Annotated in this window: 14 protein-coding genes and 1 pseudogene; 6 read left to right on the forward strand and 9 right to left on the reverse strand. The window is 76.1% G+C overall.

Features of this window, described 5'->3' with window-relative positions:
- Nucleotides 1-337, reverse strand: a pseudogene (locus ACFPZI_RS28220) (hypothetical protein); the annotation flags it as partial.
- Nucleotides 338-1,187: 850 nt separating this feature from the next.
- Here ACFPZI_RS28220 and ACFPZI_RS28225 point away from each other — a divergent pair.
- Nucleotides 1,188-2,390 carry an amino acid deaminase/aldolase gene (locus tag ACFPZI_RS28225; RefSeq protein WP_381368666.1) on the forward strand — a complete coding sequence of 401 codons (1,203 nt, stop codon included), beginning with the start codon at nucleotides 1,188-1,190 and terminating at the stop codon, nucleotides 2,388-2,390.
- A 17-nt stretch (nucleotides 2,391-2,407) separates the two neighbouring features.
- On the opposite strand, the gene ACFPZI_RS28230 is transcribed toward ACFPZI_RS28225, so the two are convergent.
- The 6 genes from ACFPZI_RS28230 to ACFPZI_RS28255 all read right to left on the reverse strand — a co-directional run bounded on the left by ACFPZI_RS28230 (nucleotide 2,408) and on the right by ACFPZI_RS28255 (nucleotide 11,143).
- The gene (locus ACFPZI_RS28230; RefSeq protein WP_381368977.1) at nucleotides 2,408-3,322 is read right to left on the reverse strand and encodes a DUF2510 domain-containing protein; all 915 of its coding nucleotides are present in this window, start codon (nucleotides 3,320-3,322) and stop codon (nucleotides 2,408-2,410) included.
- 110 nt (nucleotides 3,323-3,432) lie between these two features.
- Nucleotides 3,433-5,730 carry a lantibiotic dehydratase gene (locus ACFPZI_RS28235; RefSeq protein ID WP_381368669.1) on the reverse strand — a complete coding sequence of 766 codons (2,298 nt, stop codon included), beginning with the start codon at nucleotides 5,728-5,730 and terminating at the stop codon, nucleotides 3,433-3,435.
- 256 nt (nucleotides 5,731-5,986) lie between these two features.
- Nucleotides 5,987-6,241, reverse strand: coding sequence for an acyl carrier protein (locus ACFPZI_RS28240; protein WP_381217614.1), 255 nt, complete (start codon nucleotides 6,239-6,241; stop codon nucleotides 5,987-5,989).
- Entirely contained in the window at nucleotides 6,238-7,263 is a 1,026-nt protein-coding gene (locus ACFPZI_RS28245) for a threonine ammonia-lyase (protein WP_381368672.1), read from the reverse strand. The genes ACFPZI_RS28240 and ACFPZI_RS28245 overlap by 4 nt, the downstream gene beginning before the upstream one ends.
- On the reverse strand, nucleotides 7,260-8,819 hold the full coding sequence (locus ACFPZI_RS28250) for an amino acid adenylation domain-containing protein (RefSeq protein ID WP_381368674.1): 1,560 nt from the start codon (nucleotides 8,817-8,819) through the stop codon (nucleotides 7,260-7,262). Before ACFPZI_RS28250 ends, ACFPZI_RS28245 begins: the two co-directional genes overlap by 4 nt.
- A complete protein-coding gene (locus tag ACFPZI_RS28255) occupies nucleotides 8,819-11,143 on the reverse strand; it encodes a lantibiotic dehydratase (RefSeq protein ID WP_381368676.1) in 2,325 nt (774 codons plus the stop codon). Before ACFPZI_RS28255 ends, ACFPZI_RS28250 begins: the two co-directional genes overlap by 1 nt.
- A gap of 316 nt (nucleotides 11,144-11,459) precedes the next feature.
- Here ACFPZI_RS28255 and ACFPZI_RS28260 point away from each other — a divergent pair, with 316 nt between their 5' ends.
- The 3 genes from ACFPZI_RS28260 (at nucleotide 11,460) to ACFPZI_RS28270 (ending at nucleotide 13,327) form a co-directional block, all read left to right on the forward strand.
- Nucleotides 11,460-11,648 carry an MbtH family protein gene (locus tag ACFPZI_RS28260; RefSeq protein WP_381368980.1) on the forward strand — a complete coding sequence of 63 codons (189 nt, stop codon included), beginning with the start codon at nucleotides 11,460-11,462 and terminating at the stop codon, nucleotides 11,646-11,648.
- A complete protein-coding gene (locus ACFPZI_RS28265; RefSeq protein WP_381368679.1) occupies nucleotides 11,641-12,420 on the forward strand; it encodes a 4'-phosphopantetheinyl transferase family protein in 780 nt (259 codons plus the stop codon). The genes ACFPZI_RS28260 and ACFPZI_RS28265 overlap by 8 nt, the downstream gene beginning before the upstream one ends.
- 166 nt (nucleotides 12,421-12,586) lie before the next feature.
- Nucleotides 12,587-13,327 (forward strand): Type 1 glutamine amidotransferase-like domain-containing protein, encoded by a 741-nt coding sequence (locus ACFPZI_RS28270; RefSeq protein WP_381368681.1) that lies wholly within the window; start codon nucleotides 12,587-12,589, stop codon nucleotides 13,325-13,327.
- 289 nt (nucleotides 13,328-13,616) lie between these two features.
- Here ACFPZI_RS28270 and ACFPZI_RS28275 read toward each other — a convergent pair whose 3' ends face one another.
- Nucleotides 13,617-14,285 carry a response regulator transcription factor gene (locus ACFPZI_RS28275; RefSeq protein ID WP_381368684.1) on the reverse strand — a complete coding sequence of 223 codons (669 nt, stop codon included), beginning with the start codon at nucleotides 14,283-14,285 and terminating at the stop codon, nucleotides 13,617-13,619.
- Nucleotides 14,282-14,893 (reverse strand): helix-turn-helix transcriptional regulator, encoded by a 612-nt coding sequence (locus ACFPZI_RS28280; protein WP_381368687.1) that lies wholly within the window; start codon nucleotides 14,891-14,893, stop codon nucleotides 14,282-14,284. The genes ACFPZI_RS28275 and ACFPZI_RS28280 overlap by 4 nt, the downstream gene beginning before the upstream one ends.
- A 531-nt stretch (nucleotides 14,894-15,424) precedes the next feature.
- Here ACFPZI_RS28280 and ACFPZI_RS28285 point away from each other — a divergent pair.
- Together ACFPZI_RS28285 and ACFPZI_RS28290 are read left to right on the forward strand one after the other, a co-directional pair.
- Complete coding sequence (locus tag ACFPZI_RS28285) at nucleotides 15,425-18,574, forward strand: type 2 lanthipeptide synthetase LanM family protein (protein WP_381368690.1); 3,150 nt, start codon at nucleotides 15,425-15,427, stop codon at nucleotides 18,572-18,574.
- A gap of 89 nt (nucleotides 18,575-18,663) precedes the next feature.
- The gene (locus tag ACFPZI_RS28290; RefSeq protein ID WP_381368693.1) at nucleotides 18,664-18,867 is read left to right on the forward strand and encodes a hypothetical protein; all 204 of its coding nucleotides are present in this window, start codon (nucleotides 18,664-18,666) and stop codon (nucleotides 18,865-18,867) included.
- Nucleotides 18,868-18,969: the final 102 nt, after the last annotated feature.

The following is an 18,969-nucleotide window of genomic DNA, read 5'->3' on the forward strand; positions in this document are numbered from 1 at the left end:
GGGCGCCGGAGGCCGGGTGCCCGGGGCCGCGCGCCCCGTCGGCGCCGGGCCGCGGGCCCGGGGGCACCGCGTCGTCCCGCTCCGGTCCGGACGGTGTGACGGGGTGCGGCGGCACGGCCGGCCGACGGGTCGGCCGGGCCGGTGCGGACGCCTGTACGGAGATCGGGCGCAGGCGGGTCGTCGTCTCCGACGGGGTCTCGGGGCGCGCGCCGGTGCTGCGGGCGTCCGTGCTGCGAGCGTCCGCGCGGCCCGCGGTGGGGCGCTGCTCGGTGGAGCGCTGCTCGGCCGGCCGTTGCTGTCCGGTGCGGGTGGGGCCGTGCGTGGGCTGCGGTGGCACGGTGGCCGGACCGTTCGACGGGGTGCCCGGGGACGGTGTCCCGCGACCCGCGGTCGGCGGGATGTCCGGGAAGCGGGCGGACGCCCTCGGCGGGGGCGGCGGCGTGCTGTCCGTACCCGTACCCGCCGGTTCGCCCTGCCCACCGGCACCGAACCCACCGGCACCGAAACTCGGAAAGCGGGGCCGGGACGGCGAAGATGCCGAGGACGAGGGCGAGGAGGCGGAGGGAGACACCGGGGAGGAGGGAGCGGGCACAGGGGGGTCTCCCGCGCCGCCCTCCGCTCGGCCCGCGCCGCCCTCCGCTCGGCCCGCGCCGGCGGCCGGCCGGCGCACGTCGAACGCGCCGGTTCCGCCGGAGGTCCGTCCCAGGGGCTGCACCGGCGCGGCGCCGTCCGCCGCTCCCCCGGGGGGCGTCGCAGCGGGCGTCTCACGCGGCCCGGTGCCGGCGTCGGGCTGCCGTCGGTCCGGCTCACGCGTGTCCTCGTCCCCACCGGCCGGCGGGTGGGACGGGCGCGGGGGCGTGGACGGCGGCGGAGGAGTCGTGAGGCCCGGAGAGTGGGAGGCGCGCCGCGCTTCCGTGCTCATGCACCCCCCGTTTCCTCGTGCCCGGACCGTTTCCTCGCCGCGGGCCGGTGTCTGCCGCCGGACCCGGTACGAAGTCGTCCCGGGCACAGATACCCGCACGGGAGGAGCCTCATCCCGGCACGGGCCTTTGTCCGGCGTGGGCCGCCGGGCGTGCGCGTCACTCTACGGCGTGACCCCGGCCGAACGGGAACCGGTCCGCAGGCCCGCGGCATCTGCCCGGAACGTCCCCTACCCGTTCGAAAGACCCGTCTGGCAGGCTGCGTTCATGACTGCGCGCGCCTCCGACCGGGCCCGTTACGAACAGGCCACCGCCCATCTCGACGCCCCGCTCGCGATCGTGGATCTGGACGCCTTCGACGCCAACGCGGACGATCTGATCCGCCGGGCCGGCGGAAAGCCGGTCCGGGTGGCGAGCAAGTCCGTGCGCTGCCGCGCCCTGCTCGAACGGGTGCTCGCCAGGGACGGCTTCGCGGGCATCATGTCGTTCACCCTCGCCGAGTCCCTGTGGCTGGCCCGCTCCGGTTTCGACGACATCCTGCTCGCCTACCCCTCCGCCGACCGCTCCGGTTACGCCGAGCTGGCCGCCGATCCCAAGCTCGCCGCCGCCGTCACCGTCATGGTCGACGACCCGGCGCAGCTGGACCTGATCGACGCCGCGCGTGCCGGCGGTGGTGAGGTGGTGCGGGTCTGTCTGGAGCTGGACACCTCGCTGAAGCTGCTCGGCGGTCGGGTGCGGGTGGGGGCCCGGCGGTCCCCGCTCCACTCCCCCGCTCAGGTCGCCGAGGTGGCCCGCGCGGTGGCCCGGCGCCCCGGGTTCGAGGTCGTGGGGATCATGGCGTACGAGGGTCATGTCGCGGGGGTCGGCGACGCGGTGGCCGGGCAGCCGCTGCGGTCCCGGGCCGTGCGGCTGATGCAGGCCACCGCCCGGCGGGAGCTCGCCGCGCGGCGAGCGGCGGTGGTGCGGGCGGTGCGGGAGGTCGTGCCGGATCTGGAGTTCGTCAACGGCGGTGGTACGGGCAGCGTGCAGTACACCGCCGGCGAGGACGCGGTCACCGAGATCGCGGCGGGTTCGGGGCTGTACGTGCCGCGGCTGTTCGACAACTACACGTCGTTCACCGGGCGTCCGGCGGCGCTCTTCGCCCTGCCCGTCGTACGGCGGCCGGGCGTGGGCGTGGTCACGGTGCTCGGCGGCGGTTATCCGGCCTCCGGCGCGGCCGGCGCCGACCGGCTGCCGGTGCCCTGCCTGCCCGAGGGACTGCGCTACGACCCCCAGGAGGGAGCCGGCGAGGTGCAGACGCCGTTGCTGGGCCCGCCGGCCGACGATCTGCTGATCGGCGACAAGGTGTGGTTCCGGCACGCCAAGGCGGGCGAGCTGTGCGAGCGGTTCGACGCACTGCGACTGATCGAGGGCCACGCGGTGACGAACACCGTACCGACGTACCGCGGCGAGGGCATGACGTTCCTTTAGGGCCTGTCCGCAGCAGGTCAGGGGGTGGGGCCAAGGCTGTTGCCCACGCCTCCGCCCGGGTCCGCGTCGCCGGCCGCGCGGATGCCCTTGGTGATGCGGTCCATGTCGGCCAGGGGCGGCGCGCCGTCGCCCGCCTCGAAGACGTAGCGGACGACGACCGGCGCCCCGGTGCCGACGGTGGAGGGGAAGACCAGCGACTGCACGTACCCGCCGGGGCCCTTGCCGGTCGTCACCTGCCGGCGGACGAAGTACCCGGCGCGGCCCGCCACCGCGACCGGGCCGGATTTCACGACCTTGTGGGACTCGATGCCGCCGTAGGGCTTCTGGTCGAGGGCGTCCTTCTCGAAGGCGTCCTCGGCGGCGTCAAGGACATCCTCCTTGGCGAGCAGTTCGGGCGAGCTCTCATCGGTCGCGGTCACCGTGCGGGACATGACGAGGCCGTGACGGCAGACGCTGCCCTCGCCCGGGCAGTCGTGGGTGCCGGGGGTGGTCATGACGACATCGTCCTGGCTGACGTTCTCCGGCCGCACCCAACCGTCGAGGAGCGGGAAGGTGACGCCGTTGAGCTGGTCCTCGACGATGTCCGGGTCGTCGGCGGCGGGTCCGGACGCGGACTCCGAGGGGGACCCTGACGGGGTGGGGCCGGCGCCGTCCGATGCGTGGGAGGACGGTGCGGTGGTCGGGCCGGTCCTGATCTCCGGGTCGCCGTCGCCACCCAGCAGCACCGCGCCGGTGACGATCGCGGCGACGAGCACGGCCGCCGTGACGAGGGCGATGACCCGGGTACGGCTGCCGGAGCCACCGGGAGACGGCGGCACCGGCCCGCCGGGGATCTCGGGGGTACGCCGGTGCTCGGTCCAGGCCGTGCCGTCCCACCAGCGTTCCAGGTGCGGGGCGTGCGGGTCGGGGTACCAGCCGGGTGCGGGCGTCATGCTCATCCGGGCACTTTAGGACGAGTACCGGCGAAGCCCGCCTCCGTTCTCACAACTCGTCCGCGACCAAAACGGGTTGCCGTCCCGGTCGCGGACGACGTCGTCGGGGTTCAGCGGTGCCCGGTCGGCATCGCCTCCGTGTCGAACGCCACGAAGCGCAGTTCCGAGGTGTAGCGGCGTCCCTCGTCGTCGCGGAGCCAGGTCTGCTCCGGTGAGGGCAGCATCTCCGTGAACGTGACCGTGCCCCGTGGGTCCCTGCGGGCCAGCCGGCGCAGCGCCTTGGCGAGGATCGTGACGTACACGGGGCTGTCGAAGTCGACGTAGAACGGCCGGGACTCGGCGGGGGAGACGACGAAGACGTAGCGGGGCAGGCCGAGCCGGGCGCGCCACTGCCGGGCGAGGACGAAGCGCCGGGCCTCGTCCTTGTCGTCGGCGAACCCCGCCTCCGACGCGGGCAGTCGCCACGTCTCCCGGGCCACCACCAGCCGGTCGACGGTGACGCGCGGTGTGTGGCTCTCCGGCGGCAGGAGGCGGAAGAGGTCCATCGACAGGGTGGTCAGGACGTGCGAGAAGACGTCCGTCACCGGGAATCGCGCACCGTCCGGAAGCCGGACGACGAGGTCGCCGTCGCGGTCCTCGACGACGGCGTCGGCGCTGCGCACGGCCCGGGGGCGGGCGGGGTCCGCGGTGAAGTCGGTCAGGGCGACCTGGTAGTCCTGGGGCCGTATCAGCGTGTGCCGGACCCGGGCGGACAGGCGCGCACGGTGCTCCTTGGGGATCAACGGCAGCAGGCGCGGTCCGGGGTGGTCCCGGTCGGTGAGACGGAGCAGTTCGTCGGCGTCCGGGTGCTGGTGGGTGAAGAGGGAGGCGCCCAGCGTGTTGGCGGCCAGGTGGAGTTCACCGAGGACGAGGGTGAAGTCGCCGCGGGCCACCGCCTCGGCGCCGTCGGCGGCGATCATGATGTCCGGGCTCAGGTAGCGGGCCGCCGTCCATCCGCCGGAGCCGGTGAACTCCTCCCGCACCGCCGCCTCGATGTCCGCGGAACGGACGGTCACGCGGCGGGCGTCCGGGGGGATCGCGAGGATGCGCCGCCAGGCGGCGGCGAACTCCTCCTGGAGTTCGCCGGCGGTGGCGCGCGCGGTGCCGTGCAGCACCGGCAGGCACGCGAACCAGAGGGCGGCCAGGTCGACCGGTCCCTCGGCGGCGAGGCGTTCGTACACCGCGCGCGTCTCGGTCCGTACGACGGCGGCGAGCCGTGAGGTGAGCCACCCGGCGCTGTCCATGAGCAGCCGCAGCGGGCGCAGCGCCTCCAGCACCTCGGGGCCGAGGCGGGCCGTCGCGGACCGGCGGGAGTCGTGGTAGACGAGCGCCCGGCACGGCGCGGTCGACGCGGACTTCTCCCGTACGGCGGCGGTGTCGGTCAGTTCGGTGAAGTCCCGCTCCAGGCCGGTCAGCGCGCCGACCAGCGCGTCCACGTCGTGGGCGGCAGCCACCGCCGCGCGGCCCTCCTCCAGCCGGTCCAGCGCGGCGAGCCCCCGTCGGCGCGGTTCCGGCGCGCCGACGGTCTCCAGCCAGGCCCGCAGGTCCCGGTCGGGGTGGGTGCCCGCGGGTACGTCCAGGCGCCATACCACCCAGCGGCGGGCAACCAGGTCGGCGAGGACGGCGGGCACGTCGTGGTCCGGGAGCGCGGCGGCGATCGCCCGCGCCGGGCGGATGCCGTCGCAGAGGGCGAGGACGGCCGCGGTCTCGGCGGGGACCGTCACCGGGCGCCGGCCGGGCACGCGGACCCGGCGGCCGTCCACCGTCACGAAGGGCACCCGGCGGGGGGCGATCCACTCCCGCATGCCTGGGTCGGCGTCCAGGGTCCTGGCCAGCGCGTCGATGCCCCAGCTCGCCCAGTAGACGGTGGACTCGGCGACGATTCTGGATCCGGTGTCGACGGCGGCGCCGGACGCCGCGGCGTCCCAGCGGCCCCAGCCGACGGGGCCGAAGAAGCCGATGGTGTCGTTCTTCACGCAGAACCGCTGCCAGTAGTGGGCGACCAGTTCCTCGCGCTGGCGGGGCATGCTGCTGCGGCTGTCCACGCCCGGCGTCCAGCGCAGGAACGGGGCGATGCCGGAGGTGAGGACCGGGCGGTTCTGCCAGGCCACCGCCTCCCGGAAGGCCGGCGCGCGGGCGATGTCCTGGAGGGTGTGCGCGGTCTCCACGGCGGCGTCGGCGAACAGGCCGGCGAAATCCGCCCAGCGCGCGCCGTCGAGGGGGGTCTCCGCGTCGAACTTGTCGGCGGCCTCGGCCAGTCCGGGCGGGGCCAGCCGCAGCACCCCGTCGGCGGGGAAGCCAGGACCGCGCAGCGCGAACTGCTCCCACAGACGCCAGCGGCCGAGGGACGGTACGAGGTCTTCGGTCATGGCAGGGCTCTCCTTGGCGAGCGCGGGGAACGGGCGGGCGGAGGGACGGCACGAGAGGGCCGGGTGGGGGCACCGCGGCAGTGAGGGTGCGGGCGGGGAAAGTGAGGGCGGGGAGCGGACAGGGAGGGTTCGGGCGGGCCCGGGCAGGGACGGGTGCGCGGCGGGCCGCGCCGCGCCGGTCCCTGGTCCTCGTGCGGTCGCGCCGGGGCCAGGGACCGGTGGGGTGCACGGTGGATGCGAGCGGATGCCGCGGGGGTCAGGAGCGGCCGTGGTCGGCGTCGACGACCTCGGCCAGGTCCCTCGGCGTGGGGTAGGCGAAGACCAGCGAGACCGGCACATCCGCGCCAAGGACCTCCTCGAGCCGGCCGGTGATCTGGAAGGCGGTGAGCGAGTCGCCTCCCGCCTCGTAGAAGTCGGTGTCCGCGGTCAGGTCGGGCAGGCCGAGCACGTCGCGGAAGATCTCGACGAGCAGGTCGGCGGTGCGGGTGACGGTCGCGGCGTTCTCGGTCATGGTGTGTGCTCCTCGATGGTTGTCGCGGTGGGTGCTTCCACGGCTGTTTCCGTGGGTGTCGCGGCGCGTGGGCGGAGAAGGGCGTGCAGGCGGGCGGGGGTGTTGCCGCCTGAGACGACGGCCACGGCCCGTTCGCGACGGCCGGCGCGCAGGGCTCCGGCCAGGGCGACGGCTCCGCTGGGTTCGGCGTCGACGCCGAGGCGGTGCAGCAGGGCGGCGGCGGCGAGGATCTCGGCGTCGCCGACGGCCATCAGGTCGTCGACGCGGTCACGGATGATCGGGTAGGGGACGCGTCCCGGCCGCTGGCCGCGCAGGCCGTCGGCGACGGTGGCGCAGGGCGGCAGCTGGACCGGGTGCCCCTCGGCCAGGGAGCGGGCATAACGGGGGGTCAGGGCCGGTTCGACGCCGACCACCCGGACCGGGTGGTCGGCGGCGGCGAGGCAGACGCCGGCGAGGAGTCCGCCGCCGCCGGTCGGGACGTAGACCGTCTCGGTGCCGGGGGCGTCGGCGAGCAGTTCGGTGCCGACCGTGCCCTGCCCGGCCACCACCAGGGGGTGGTCCGAGGAGGGCACGAGGGTGGCGCCGGTCTCCTCCGCGAGCCGGCCAGCCTGCTCCTCCCGCTCGGCCACTCCCCCGCCCACCTGGACCGTCTCGGCGCCGAGCGCGCGGATGACGGCGGCCTTGGCGGGAACCGCGCCCGCCGCGAGGACGACGGTCAGCCGGATGCCGAGGGAGCGGGCGAGCCAGGCGAGGGCGATGCCGTGGTTGCCGGACGAACCGGTGACGACCCGGTCGGCGTCCAGCGCCAGGACGGCGTTGGCGGCTCCGCGCATCTTGAACGAGTGGCCGGCCTGCCGGTGTTCGGCCTTCAGCAGCAGGTCCGTTCCGTGCGCCGCCGTCACCGGGCCGCGCAGCAGGGGCGTGCGCAGGACGTAGGGGGCGATACGGGCGGCCGCCGCGGCGACGTCGGCAGGGCCGGGCAGGATGCCGGCCGCGGCCGGCCGCAGGCCGGTGGCGGTCACGGGGCGCTCCCCGCGACCAGCCGGCGACGGTCCGCCTTGCCGCCCCGGGTGGTGGGCAGCGCGTCGTGGCGCTGGAACCGGCGGGGCATCAGGTGCGGCGGCAGGGAGCGGGCCAGGTGGGTGCGGAGCTCCGCGTCGGCGGTGGCGATCAGGTCGCCGGTGACGTGGGCGGCCAGGTACACCCGTCCCCGGTCGTCGGTGTGCGCGGTGACCGCGGCGCCGCTGACGCGCGGGTGGGACAGCAGGGCGCCCTCGATCTCGGCGGGGTCCACCCGGTGGCCGCGGATCTTGACCTGCCGGTCGGTGCGGCCGACGTAGGTCAGGCCCTGCGGGCCCCACCGGCCGAGGTCACCGGTCCGGTAGAGGCGGGCACCGGGCGGGCCGAAGGGGTCGGGCAGGAAGCACTCGGCGGTACGGGCCGGGCACCCGCCGTAGCCTCGCGCCATGCCCGCGCCGCCGATGTACACCTCGCCCACGCTGCCGTCGGGGACCGGCACGAGACCGGCGTCGAGCACCCGGACGACCGTGCCCGCCCGGGGCGCGCCCACCACGTCGGCGGTCGTGTCGGGCTCGGCCGGGACGATGTGGCGGGTGGTGGTCATGGTGCACTCGGTCGGGCCGTACTGGTTGACGAGCGTGCCCGGTACCGCCCGCCGTCCGCCGGCGGTGAGGAACGGGCGCAGGGACTCGCCGCTGGAGGCGACCAGGGTGACGCCGGCCAGCTGGTCGGCCGGGTCCGGCTGCCCGGCCAGGTGGGACAGGAAGGACGGGGTGACACTGAGCAGCGCGGTCACCCGGTGTTCGCGCACGGTACGGGCGAAGTCGGCGGGGCGCAGCAGCCGGGCGCGCTCCACGATCACCAGCCGGGCTCCGGCCAGCAGTGGGGCGAAGGTGTCCCGGATCGAGGCGTCGTAGCCGAGTGGCGCGGTCTGCAGGGCCACGGTGTCCGGGCCGAGGCCGAAGGCGCGCGCGGTGTCGCGCAGGTAGGCGTCGAGGGCGCGGTGTTCGACCAGGACCGGGCTGGGTTCGCCGGTGCTGCCGGAGGTGTGGCTGACGTAGGCCAGGGCCTGCGGGTCGACCGGCGGGGGCGGCGTCGCGGGACTGTCCGGCGGGGCGGTGGGACGGTCCGGCCCGGCGGCGGGACCGTCGGGCTCGGCGGTCGGACCGTCCGACTCGGCGCCCGGACGGTCCAGCAGGATCGTGGGCACGCCCAGGTCGAGTGCGTGGGCGTGCGCGGAGGTGGTCAGCAGCAGGCGGGTGCCCGCCCCGCGGACGAAGGCCGCCAGCCGTTCGCGGGGCTGGGCCACGTCCAGGGTGAGGAAGGCGGCTCCGCAGCGGATGACCGCGGCCATCGCGGCCACCGCGTCGGCGCCGTGCTCTACGGCGACGGCGCACACCGTCTCCGCTCCGGCGCCGTGGGCCCGCAGCAGCCGGGTCAGCTCGTCGGCGCGCGCGTTCAGCCGGCCGTACGTGATCTTACCGGCGGGGGTGTCCAGCGCGATCCGCCCCGGGTGGCGGGCGGCGTGCGCGGCGAGGTCGTCGGCGACGGTGCGCATCACGCCTCCTCCGTGCCGGTGACGGTCAGGTCGACGGCCACGAAGCGGAGTTCGGAGGTGTAGCGGTGCCCGACGTCGTCGGTGAGCCAGGACTGCTCGGGGGTGGGCAGCATCTCGCTGACCTTCAGGCGGGCCCCGGGGTCCTTGCGGGCGAGCCGGCGGGCCGCCTTGGCGAGGATGGTGACGTACACGGGGCTGTCGAAGTCGACGTAGAACGGACGGGGTTCGGTCGGGGAGACGATGAAGACGAAGCGGGGCAGGTCGTGGCGGCGCTGCCAGTGCCGGGCGCGCACGAATCGGGCGGCCTCGTTCTTCTCGTCGGCGAAGTCGACTTCCGAGACGGGCAGTTGCCAGGTCTCGCGGGCCACGGTCATGCGGTCGACGGTGATGCGCGGGGTGTGCTCACCCTCGGGGCGGAGGGTGAAGCGGTCCATGACGCGCTGGGTGAGGGTGTTGGCGTAGGCGTCGAGGACCTCGTGGGCGCTGCCGTCGGGCAGTACGGCGGTTAGACGGCCGTCCCGGTTCTCGACGCGGACGTCTGCACTCGGCACCGAGTTCGGACGGTGCGGGTCGCCGGTCTGGTCGACCAGGGTCACGTGGTGGTCCTCGGGCCGGTCCAGGGAGGGCCGGCTGCGGGTGGACCAGCGCAGGGGCAGCTCCTTGGGCAGCGTGGGCAGCAGGCGCGGGCCGGGGAAGTCGCGGCTGGTCTCGGCGATCAGCCGGTCGCGGTCGGGGTGCTGGTGGACGAAGAGGGAGGCGCCCATGGTGTTCAGCGCGCAGTGCATCTCGCCGAGGATGAGGTCGACGTCGCCGCGGGCGAGGGCGTCCGCGTCCTCGGCGACGACCAGGAGGTCGGGGCTGACGTAGCGGGCGAGGGACCAGCCGTCGCCGGGCTCGCCGAACTCCCGGCGCACCCGGTCGGCCAGCTCGGCCGTGGTCAGGCGGACGCGGCGGGCACCGGGCGGGACGTCGAGGATCCGGGCCCACTTGGCGCGCAGTTCGGCCTGGGCGGCGTCGATCAGGTCGCCGGCGTCCGGATGCGGGGAGGGCAGGGTGTTCATCCACAGGGTGGCGAGGTCCACGGGCGTGCCGTCGGCGCTCAGCCGGTCGTGGACGGTGCGCAGCCGGGCGCGGATGGCGTCGGCGAAGCGGTTCGTCATCCAGCGGGCGGCCGTCAGGCACAGCTGGAGGGGCTCCAGACGGGCCAGCAGTGCGGGTCCGGCCGTGGCGGTGGCCGACCGTCGGGCGTCGGAGTACACCAGTCCCCGGCAGGGGGCGGTGCGTGCGCCCTTGGCGCGCTGGGCCTCACTGTCGGTGAGGGCGGCGAAGTCGGCCTCCAGGGCGCCGATCGCGGCGGTCAGCGCGGTGGCGTCGGTCCCGGCGTCGCGTACGGCGTCGCGGCCGCGCTCCAGTACGGCGAGCTTCGTCAGCGCCCGGTCGCGGACGGCCTCGTCGGGTACGCGCTCCAGGATGTGGCGCAGGGCCCGGTCGGGGTGGGTGTCCGCGGGCACCTCCAGACGCCACTGCACCCAGCGCCGGCCGGCCAGTTCGCGCACGATGCCGGCGACGTCGTCGCTCTCCAGGCCCAGTTCGGCGGCGACGGCGGCGAGGTGCCGGGTGCCGTCACAGCGCAGCAGCACGGCCTGCTGGAGCTCCCCGACGGACTGGGCGGGCCGTCCCGGGATCCGTACCGTGCCGTCCTGGCAGTGGACGAAGGACACCCGGCGCGGCGGGATCCACCGCATCAGCTCGTTGTCCTCGGCGAGCACCTTGGCCAGGGCGTCGATGGCCCAGCCGGAGAAGTAGACCTCCTGCGCGGCGAGGAAGTCCCGGCCGGCGTCCACGGCGACGGCGTGCGGCGCCGACAGGTCCCAGCGGCCCCAGCCGACGGGGCCGAAGAAGCCGATGGTGTCGTTCTTCACGCAGAACCGCTGCCAGTAGTGGGCGACCAGTTCCTCGCGCTGGCGGGGCATGCTGCTGCGGCTGTCCACGCCCGGCGTCCAGCGCAGGAACGGGGCGATGCCGGTGCGCAGGACGGCAGGGTTCTGCCAGGCGAGGGCCGCCTGGAAGCGGGGCTGGGCGGCGACTCGCTGGAGGTGGCGGGCGGTGTCCACGGCGGCCGCCGACAGCTCCTCGGCGAAGGCCCGCCACTCGGGTCCGGACAGATCGGTGCCGGGGCCGAACTTGTCGGCGGCCTGGGCCAGTCCGGGCGGGGCCAGGCGCAGCACGCCGTCGGCGGGAAAGCCGGGGCCGCGCAGCGCGAACTCCTCCCAGAGCCGCCAGCCTCCGCCCGGCAGCAGGACCGGTGCGTGCTCGTCCGACATCACGTGCTCCTTCCGGAAGGGGGGGTGCGCGGGGAGGCCGCCCGGCCGGGCCGTGGCCGCCGCCGGGATGCCCGGCTCCCCGGGCGTACAGCACCGTCCCGCGCCGGGGCGGCAGGGCACCAGAGAAGATCCGGCAGCAACGCGCGCCGCGGGCTCGGCGCGTTCGTCCCTGCCCCGGTCGGGGGGCCGCCCGGCACGCTGTCGGCGTCGGCCCCGACCTGTGGCCGGCCCCATCACCTGCGGGAGGTTCACCGTGACGCAACCCCACTCCGCGACCGGCTCGGGTACCGAGGAGGCCCGCCCGGGCACCGACGAGGTGTATCTCGTGGTGCGCAACGACGAGGAGCAGTACTCGATCTGGCGGGCGGACCGCGAAGTGCCCGCCGGCTGGCACCCGGAGGGCCGGCGGGGCAGCCGGCAGGAGTGCCTGGACCACATCGGCGTGATCTGGACGGACATGCGCCCGGCCGGCCTGCGCCGCCGGCTGGCCGGGGCGGATGTCTGAGCCGCGGGCGGGCCGGCTCCTGGACCCGCCGGCGCACGCCCCGCCGCCGGCGCCGTCCGGGCTGCTGTGCCCGGCCGTGCTGGACCTGTCCGGGCTGCGGCACCGGGCGCGGGCGCCGGGCCCGCGCGTGCTGAGGGGACCGCTGGAGCTGTACCTGGCCCACGTCGGTGCCCTGGACGAGCGGACCCTGCGGGACGCGCGGGAGCTGCTGGACGCGGAGGAACGGGACCGGGCCCGTGCGTTCCGGCACGACCGCGACCGGGACGCGTACGTGGTCGCGCACGCGGCCCTGCGCGACGTGCTGAGCGCCCTGCTCGGCGTGCCCGCCGACGCGCTGCCGCTGACGCGGGAGCCGTGCGCGGGCTGCGGCGGACCGCACGGGCGGCCGGCCCTGCGCATGCCGGGGGTGCACTTCTCGCTGTCCCACAGCGGGGGCCTGGTGATGGTGGCGCTCGCCCCCGCACCGGTCGGTGTCGACGTGGAAGGGCTGGCCACCATGCGGGCGGTGCTCGGCGCGCAGTCGGCGCTGCACCTGGCGGAGGCGGACGAGCTGGCGGTGCTGCCCGCGCACGAGCGTCCGGCCGCGTTCACCCGGGCCTGGGTGCGCAAGGAGGCCTACCTCAAGGGCCTGGGCACGGGTCTGGTGCGCGATCCGGCGCTGGACTACGTGGGCACCGGGCCGCTGCCGACCGCCCCGGCACCGGGGTGGACCGTACGGGACGTCCCGGTGCCGGCGGGGTACGCGGCGGCGGTGGCCCTGCATACGCCCTGAGGCGTACGCGCGAACACGGCGGGGACCGGTCCGACGGGCCCGGTCCCCGCCGTCGTGGCGTTGCGGCGTCCTGACGCGGTCCCGCGCCCTTCACATGGGCGGGGAACGCGACGCCTTCACCAATAACCCACAAGTGCACAGGAGTTGACGCGCTATGATCGCCGGCGTGACCGCTCCGGAACCCACCATCGTCGCCACCTCCGGAGGTCATCGCGTCGGCGCGCGCACCCGGGTCCTCTTCAACTCCCTGGTCCACCACGCGGTCGATCTCTCCGGTGTGCACGGCCGACGCCCCCGCGTCCTCTACCTGGGCACGGCGGTGGGCGACGCCGAGCACGTCACGGCGCGGGTGGGCGAGGCCGCCCGGGTGGCGGGCTTCGACCTCACCCCGCTCCAGCTCTTCCCGATGCCGAACGTGGACGACGTCGAGGGCACGGTGCTCGACCACGACGTGGTCTGGGTGATGGGCGGCTCGGTGGCCAACCTGCTCGCCGTGTGGCGGGTGCACGGGCTGGACGGGGTCCTGCGGCGCGCGTGGCGCTCCGGGGTGGTGCTCGCCGGGGTGAGCGCGGGTTCCATCTGCTGGTTCCGGGGCGGCACCACGGACTCCTTCGGCCCCGAACTGCGCCCGGTCACCGACGGGCTGGACCTGCTGCCGTACGGCAACGGGGTGCACTACGACAGCGACGCGGGCCGGCGTCCGCTGATCCACCGGCTGGTGGCCCAGGGCGTCTTCGCGACGGCGCACTGCACCGACGACGGGGTGGGGCTGGTCTACCGGGGCACCGAGCTGGTCGAGGCGGTGGCGGAGGAGCCGGACAAGGCCGCCTACGTGGTGCGCCGGGACGGCGAACGGGCCGTGGAGGAGCGGATGGAGCCGCGGTTGCTGCCCACGCCCCCCGGCTGACCGGCCGGACGGATGACCGGCCGGACGGATGACCGGCCGGACGGATGACCGGCCGGACGGATGACCGGCCGGACGGATGACCGGCCGGACGGATGACCGGCCGGACGGATGACCGGCCGGACGGATGGACGACCGGACGGATGGACGACCGGACGGATGGACGACCGGACGGATGGACGACCGCTCGAGGGGCCGGCGACTGCGCGAGGTGAGGGGCGCCCGCGTGCGGCCGTCGGGGCTCCGTGGTCACGGCTCCCGCCCCCGCGTCCGCGTCGCTCGCTCCGCCGCCTCAGACCAGGCCGTGCCGTACGGCGTGAGCGACCGCGTGGGCCCGGTTGCGGGCCTGCAAGCGGGCCATGATCTCGTAGATGACGTTCTTGACGGTGTGTTCGGAGCAGCGCAGCAGCAGGGCGATGTCCGCGTTGCCGTGCCCCTCGGCCATGAGGCGCAGCACCGACGTCTGCCGGGCGGTCAGGGCGGGCCGGCCGCCGCCGTCGGCGGCCGGGTCGCCGGGTCGCGAACCGCTGGTCAGCAGGTGGGAGAGGTCCGGGTAGGGGATGCTCGGGTGCGGATGGGCCGCGCGGCGCACCGCTGCCGCCAGGCTCTCCTCGGTGAGGTCGGCGGCCCGCAGGACGACCGCCCCGGCCCGCAGCGCGAGCCGCAGTCCCGCGCGGCCGACGGTGTCGCACACCAGGACCAGCGGGCCCGCGCCGTGCCGGCCGCGCAGGGCCTGCGCGGCGTCGGCGGCGGCCACCACGGTGACGGTCCCGGGCCCGCCGTGCTCCGCCGCGTGGGCCAGACCGGCGCGGCGGGCCGTTGCGCAAACCCGGTCGGCGCCCCGCGAGGGCGGGATGCGAAGGACCGGGAGCACACCGGCCGTGGCAGCGGACACGCCGGCCGTGGCAGCGGACGCCATGGGCGCCGCGGCCGCGGGCGCGGCGGTCAGGGTCGCGGTCACAGCAGGCCCGCCCGGAGCGCGTAGGCGACCGCGTGGGCGCGGTTGCGCAGCCGGAACCGCTGGGTGATGTCGTGCACCACGGTGGTCACGGTGCGCGGCGAGTAGGCGAGCCGCTGGGCGATCTCGGCCGTCTCGTGGCCGTCGGCGACCAGCCGCAGCACCGAGCGCTCCCGGTCGGACAGCATGCCGTCGGTCCAGCCGCCGGTGCCGTGCCGGGGGTCCGACGGGCGGTCCAGGAGCTGTTCGAGCAGGCCGGGTGGCAGGGTGCAGTCGTCACGGGCGGCGGCCAGCACCGCGTGGGCGAGGCGGGGGGCGTCGGCGTCCCGGCGCACCAGCAGGCCGCGGGCACCGGCTGCCAGGGTGTGCAGGGCGTCGCCGGAGGCGAGGACACCGGCCACCAGCACGACGGCGGGGCCGTTCCTCAGGGCGCGGGTGGTGCGCACCATGTCCAGCTCGCCCGGGCCGAGGCGGTCGACGGTGAGGACGGCGACCCGGGCCTCGGCGGGCTCGCACACGGTCAGTTCCGGGCAGGCCAGCAGGGTCGTATGTGTGCCGGCCTCCAGTACCGGATCGAGGGCGACCACGCCGACGGATACGGGTGCTCCCATCTGCTGCTCCTAGGAAGTCGGTCCGCCCGGTCGTGGGCACTCCGGGCGGTGTGCGGTGGGGACTGCGCACCACCGTGCCGGGCGCGGGGACGCGGCGGCATCGGTAACCGGCCCCCACCTTTCCCCCCGGCGGGGCGGCCCCATCGGCTCGTGATCCCCTCGCGTCTTCCTCCCGGCCCGGCGTACGGCGGCCGTCGACCGGTCCGGGCGGCAGCGTGATCAGCGGACCGGGGATCCGGGGGACGGGAAAGGGGCGGCCATGGGGCCCGCGGCCCGGAGAAGGGGCGTGCAGGGGGGTCCGCGCATACGCCGGGGGGCGGGCACAAGGGCCGAACGCGCAGTACCACTCTTCCGTCCGGCGCTCCGTCCCCCATCCGAGCGGTACGGGTGACCCCGCCTCCGAGCTGCGGGTTTGTCGCTCCAGGGGCGGGTTCGAGCGTCCCGGCCCGCCGGAGCGGGGCAGGGGCCGCGCAGAATATGGGGGCTGCTTACCCATGTGGGGGTCACTGGGGGTCTGCGACCTTCTTTCTCGTGACTGAGACCGCCAGCCTCCCGACGTCCCGGAGCACCGGCCTCCCGCCCTCGTGGTGGGCGCCGGCGCTGTCCCTCGCGGAACGCCTCGACGCCCCCGGCCTTCCCGGGGCACCCGCCGGAGCCGCCGCCGGGCCCGCCCCCTGGGCCGCCGGGGACGCCGAGGGCTTCGCCCTGCGGCTGGCCGGTCTGGGCGTGGACGGCGCCACGGCCGCGGCACTGGCCGCGGAGCCCGCGGCGCGGCTGGCCGCCCGTTCCCCGAAGCCCGACTGGGCGCGGTACGCCGAAGCGGCCCTGGACAGCGCCGCGACGGCACCGGTGGAGACGGTCGCTCCGGGCGAGGGACCCGACGCCTTCGCTCCGGTCGTCCGGCCGCTGGTCGCCACCGCCACCACGCGGCTGGCCGAGCTGCTGCCCGCGTCCACCGGCGCCGAACCGGCCGTGTGGCGGGAGGCGTTCGCACGGCGGCTGACGTACCAGCTGGTCCGGCAGGCGGCGCGGACCCTGGTCCACGAACTGGACACGGCACGGCGCGCCGGGCGGCTGGCCGGGGCCGGTGCCCGCGAGCGGTTCGACGCCTTCGCCGCCGCCGCGGGCACCCGGCAGGGCCTCTGTGCGCTGTTCGCCGCCTACCCGGTGCTGGCCCGGATGCTCGCGCAGACCGCCCTGGACGCGACGGCGGCCACGGCCGAACTGGCGGCCCGTTTCGCGGCCGACCGGGAGGACCTGGCCGCGGGGCTCCTCGACGGACGCGACCCGGGACCGCTCGCCGGGGTGGACCTCGGCCGCGGGGACGCCCACCAGGGCAACCGGTCCGTCGCCGTCCTGCGGTTCGCCGGCGGCGACCGGCTGGTCTACAAGCCCCGGCCGCTCGGCCAGCACGCGCTCCTCGACGACCTGGTGGACTGGCTGAACGCCAAGGTCGCCGGACTGGACCTGCGGACCCCGCGCAGCCTGCGCCGCGAGGCGTACGGCTGGCTGGAGTTCGTCGAGCACCGCTGGTGCCGGTCGGTGACCGAGACGGACGCGTTCTACCGGCGCCAGGGCGCGCTGCTGGCCCTGCTGTACGCGGTGGACGGCGCCGACATGCACTACGAGAACGTCATCGCCTGCGGCGACCAGCCGGTTGTGGTGGACGCCGAGACGCTGCTGCACACCGGGCTCGCGCAGTCCATGACGGCGGGCGCCGACCCGGCGGCGGACGCGCTGCACGCCTCCGTGCACCGCACCTGCCTGCTGCCGCATCTGCTGATCGGCGAGCACGGGGCCCTCGACATCTCCGCGCTCGGCCGGTCCACCGACGGCATCTGTCCGAGCGAGGGCCTGCACTGGCGGGACAGCGGTCTGGACACCATGCGGGTCGTGCGCGCCCCGGTCCTCAGCCCCGCGGCGCACAACCAGCCGCTGCCCGCCGGCCGCCTCCTCGATGGCGCCGATCACCGGGCGGCCCTGCTGGAGGGGTTCCGCGCCGCCTATGCGGCGCTCGCCGCGCACGGCCGTGAACTGCTCGGCGACGACGGCCCGCTGATGGCCCGTGCCCACCGTCCCGCCCGGCTCATCGCCCGCTCCACCCGTCTGTACGCGACGCTGCTGGAGGAGTCGGCCCACCCGTCGCTGCTCGGCGACGCGCTCGCCCGGGAGGGAGTGTTCGCGGTGCTGTGGACCGAGTCCGAGCACGACGAGGCACGCCGGCGGCTGATCGAGCACGAGACGGCGGCGCTGTGGCGCGGTGACGTGCCGCTCTTCACTCATCGGCCGTCGGGGACCTCGGTCCGGGCCGACGACGGCACGTGGCTCCCGGGTGTGCTGCCGGTGGCGGGCGTGGCCGCGGTGCGGGAGAAGATCGCCCGGATGGACGAGGTCGACTGCCACGACCAGGAGTGGATCATCACGGCCACGCTCGCCGCCCGGGGCGCGGGTTCCCCGCTGGACCGGCCCAGGTCCGAACTGGCGGTGGAGCCGGTGCCGGCCGTCGCGCCCGACACGTCCCGGCTGCTCGCCGCAGCGTGCGGGATCGCCGACGAGATCGCCGCCCGCGCGGTACGCGAGGGCGGGCGGACCAACTGGCTCGGCCTGGAGCGGGTGTCCGGGCCGCACTGGGCGGTGCTGCCGATGGGCGCCGGACTCGCGCAGGGCTACTGCGGAGTGGCGCTGTTCCTGGCGCATGCCGACGCCCTGGCCGGAGCGGGCCGGTACGCCACGCTCGCCCGGGAGGCCGTCCGCCCCCTGCCCGTCCTGCTGAAGGCGCTGGCGGACGAGCCCGAGCTGAGCGCGGCGGCGGGACCCGGCGCGTACGACGGTCTCGGCGGCATCGTGTACGCCGTGCTGCGTCTGTCGGCACTGCTCGGCCCGGACGTCGCGGACTGCCTGCCGGCCGCGCTCACCGCGCTCGGCCACGCCGCCTCCGCGTGCTCCGAGCCCGGGTTCGCCACCGGTACGGCGGGAGCCCTGACCGCCGCGGTCGCGGTGCACGAGGCGACCGGCGATCCGGCGGCGCTGAGGCTGGCGGACGCTCTGGCGGACCGGCTGCTCGGCGCGGTGACCGGAGAGGCCACCGGCGCGGAGGGCGCCGTGCCGCCCGGTGCGGACCGGTGTGCCGCCGCCGCGCACAGCCTTCCCGCCGGCTTCGCCGACGGCGCCGCGGGCATCGCCTGGGCCCTGCTGCGGTACGCCGCCCGCCGTCCCGGGGACGCCGCCGCGCCCTCGGCCGCCGCCCGGACGCTGCTGGACGCCGCGCTGCGCTGCACCGGGGCGGCGCCCGCGGACGTCTCCTGGTCCGGCGGGCTCGCCGGTGCGGCGGCCGTCGCCGCCCACCTGTCCCCCGCGCCCTCCGTGTCCCGGGGCCCGGCCCGGGACACGGAGGGCGAGGTCCGTCCCGACCTCAGCCTCGGGCGGGGCACGCTCGGCACGCTGGAAGCGCTGGCCGTACGTGCCGGGAGGGGCGACCCGGCCGCCGCCGGAGCGCTCGCCCGGCGCACGGGGCAGGCACTCGCCCTCGTCGAGGCACAGAGCCACCGATGTGCCACCCCCGACCACGTTCCCTCCCCCGGGCTGCTCGACGGGCTGTCCGGCATCGGCTACGGGCTGCTCCGTCTGGCCCACCCCGGCACCGTCCCGTCCGTCCTGCTCCTGGCCCACCCCGACCACTGACCGGTAAGGCGCCTCCGCTCCTCGGCCCCATGGCATCTCCACCTCCACCCCGTGCTCGTCGTACGGAAAACAGAAGGGGAACACCTTTCATGGACCAGCACCTCGCCACCACCGCCGCCGCCGCCGACTCCGCCCAGCACACCGCCGACGAGCAGGACGCGGCGGGCGGGATCACGCTCACCGGCCGCAACCGGGCCTGCGCCCGCGCCCGTGTCCTGGCCGGGATGGTGCTGACCAGCGGCATCGTCATCACGCTGAGCACCCTGGACACCTCGGTCTCCGCGCCGAGCTGACCCCGCGCGGTGGTCGAGTCGCGTGAGGGCGCGGGTCCGCCGGGCGGGCCCGCGCCGCGGCGCGTCCGGCGGTTCTCCGTCGGGGTCGCGATCTGCCCCGGG

The sequence above is a fragment of the Streptomyces chlorus genome (genome assembly GCF_042655885.1).
Taxonomy (GTDB): domain Bacteria; phylum Actinomycetota; class Actinomycetes; order Streptomycetales; family Streptomycetaceae; genus Streptomyces; species Streptomyces chlorus.